The sequence below is a fragment of the Streptomyces sp. UW30 genome (assembly GCF_008042075.1).
Lineage (GTDB): Bacteria > Actinomycetota > Actinomycetes > Streptomycetales > Streptomycetaceae > Streptomyces.
Map to the genome: position 1 here is coordinate 1 of NZ_RDBN01000183.1, position 2,009 is coordinate 2,009.

Annotated in this window: 3 protein-coding genes; all 3 read left to right on the plus strand. The window is 70.8% G+C overall.

What is annotated here, in order from left to right; translation table 11 throughout:
* The first annotated feature begins 62 nt into the window (after positions 1-62).
* Positions 63-1,235: a cytochrome P450 gene (locus EAO75_RS45450; RefSeq protein WP_261989740.1), complete on the plus strand. Its 1,173-nt coding sequence runs from the start codon at positions 63-65 to the stop codon at positions 1,233-1,235.
* Positions 1,236-1,267: 32 nt separating this feature from the next.
* Positions 1,268-1,468, plus strand: coding sequence for a ferredoxin (locus tag EAO75_RS45455; RefSeq protein WP_148000963.1), 201 nt, complete (start codon positions 1,268-1,270; stop codon positions 1,466-1,468).
* A gap of 402 nt (positions 1,469-1,870) precedes the next feature.
* On the plus strand, positions 1,871-2,009 hold a 139-nt coding region (locus EAO75_RS45460), incomplete at its 3' end, for a GTP-binding protein (protein ID WP_148000964.1).

Consider the following 2,009-nt stretch of genomic DNA (forward strand, 5'->3'; position numbering starts at 1 on the left):
GGGCGGGCTGGAAGATCCACGTCTCGGCGTGTCCGGACAACGCGCAGACGACCCTGGACGCGGTGTGGGACTACTGCGTCCCGCGCCGTATCGCCTTCAAGTTCCTGCCCGGCCTGGACACCGTCGAACTCCCCAGCGGTGACAAGGCGGCCTATCTGACCCGCCACGACCACGTCAAAGCCCTGCTGGCCGACCCCCGGTTCGCCCGGCCGACCGCCGAGGACGGCGCCGCCCGGATCGCCCCCGAAGGAGCCGGCGGTCCCGCCGCCGACGGGAGTTCGCCCCTGGCTCTGCCCGATCGCGGCGAGCCGCACCTGCGTTGGCGTCGGCAGGTCGGCAAGTACTTCACCGCCAAACGCATGACCGCCCTGCGCCCCGGCATGGTGCGCACCGCCGAGGGCCTTGTCGACGAGATGATCCGGCAGGGACAGCCCGCCGATCTCAAGGCCGCCCTCGGCTTCCCGCTGCCCGTCTACGTCATCTGCGACATCCTGGGCGTCCCCGCAGCCGATCGGGACCGGTTCTCGCACTGGTCCGACGCCTTCCTCAACGTCAGCCGCTACACCGGCGAGCAGACCCGGGCGGCGTACGACGAGTTCGCCCAGTACATGGCGGCGCACATCGCGGCGACGCACGCCGAGCCCGGCGAGGATCTGATCAGCATGGTGATCAGGGAGAGCGAGGGCGAGGGGGAGGGGCTGACCGACGACGAGTTGCTCGGCACCGCCATGGGGCTGCTGGTCGCCGGGCACGAGACGACCGCGAACATGATCGGCAAGATGGTCGCCATGCTGCTCGCCGACCGCACCCGGTGGGAGCGGCTGCTGGCCGACCCCACCCTCGTGCGCACCGCGGTCGACGAGGCGCTGCGCTTCGACGCCAACCTCGGCTTCGGCATCCGGCGTTATCTCACCGAGGACGTCGAGGTCGACGGCGAGCTGCTGCCGAGCGGCACGACCGTCGTGTGCAGCATGCCCGCCGCCAACCGGGACGAGCGGGTCTTCACCGACGCCGACGACATGGTGCTGTCCCGGTCCCCGAACCCCCATCTGACGTTCGGCGCCGGACCGCACTCCTGCCTCGGGCAGAGCCTCGCGCGCACCGAACTCCAGGTCACCCTCGAGGTTCTCCTCCGCAGGCTGCCGACCCTTCGACTGGGCGTGTCCGTAGGGGAGTTGCGGCGAGTGGAGGGCCTCCTCGTCGGCGGGCTGCAGACGGTGCCCGTGCGGTGGTGACGGCCGCCGCACCGACAGGAAGGGCAACCGCCGTGAAAGTCACTGTGGATCAGGGCCGCTGCTGCGGCGCCGGGCAGTGCGTGCTGCTCGCACCCGACGTCTTCGACCAACGTGACGACGACGGGCTCGTCACCCTGCTCGACCCCACGCCGGCGCCGGCCCTGCATGCCGCCGCCCGCGAGGCCGCCGCCGTCTGCCCCGCGGCCGCCATCACCATCGACGACGACGCATAGCGGCACTCGGTCCCACGGATCGGAAAATCACGTGCCCCGACCTCGCCCGGTTCCCTAGACTCACCACGCAATCACGCGCCGCCCCGTAGACGTCGGCGCGTAGTCGTGACCAGTCGAGGGGAGCCGGGCCGTGCGTGACCGCACCGCTGTCGTCGTCTCCCCCTCCCGGTACGAGGTGATCCTGGTGTCCTCGTCCGCCCGGTGCCCGCTGCGCGGCCGGCACCGGATGCCCGTGACGAACACCTGAGAGCGCCCGAGCAGTACTCACTTCAACGCCCCTGCCGTTCCCCTGTTCTGACGGGACGGCAGGTCGTGCTCGCGTGGGCGCCTGCGCTCGTCCGGAAATCGCGCTGACCCCTTTTCGTATCCGGATCGTCCGGATCATCCGAAAGGCCACGGGCCGTGCGCACCAACCTCAACACCCTCGCCGTCGTCCGCAACCTCGGCATCCTCGCCCACGTCGACGCGGGCAAGACCACCGTCACCGAGCGGATCCTGTACACCACCGGGACCACGCACAAGCGTGGCGAGGTCCACGACG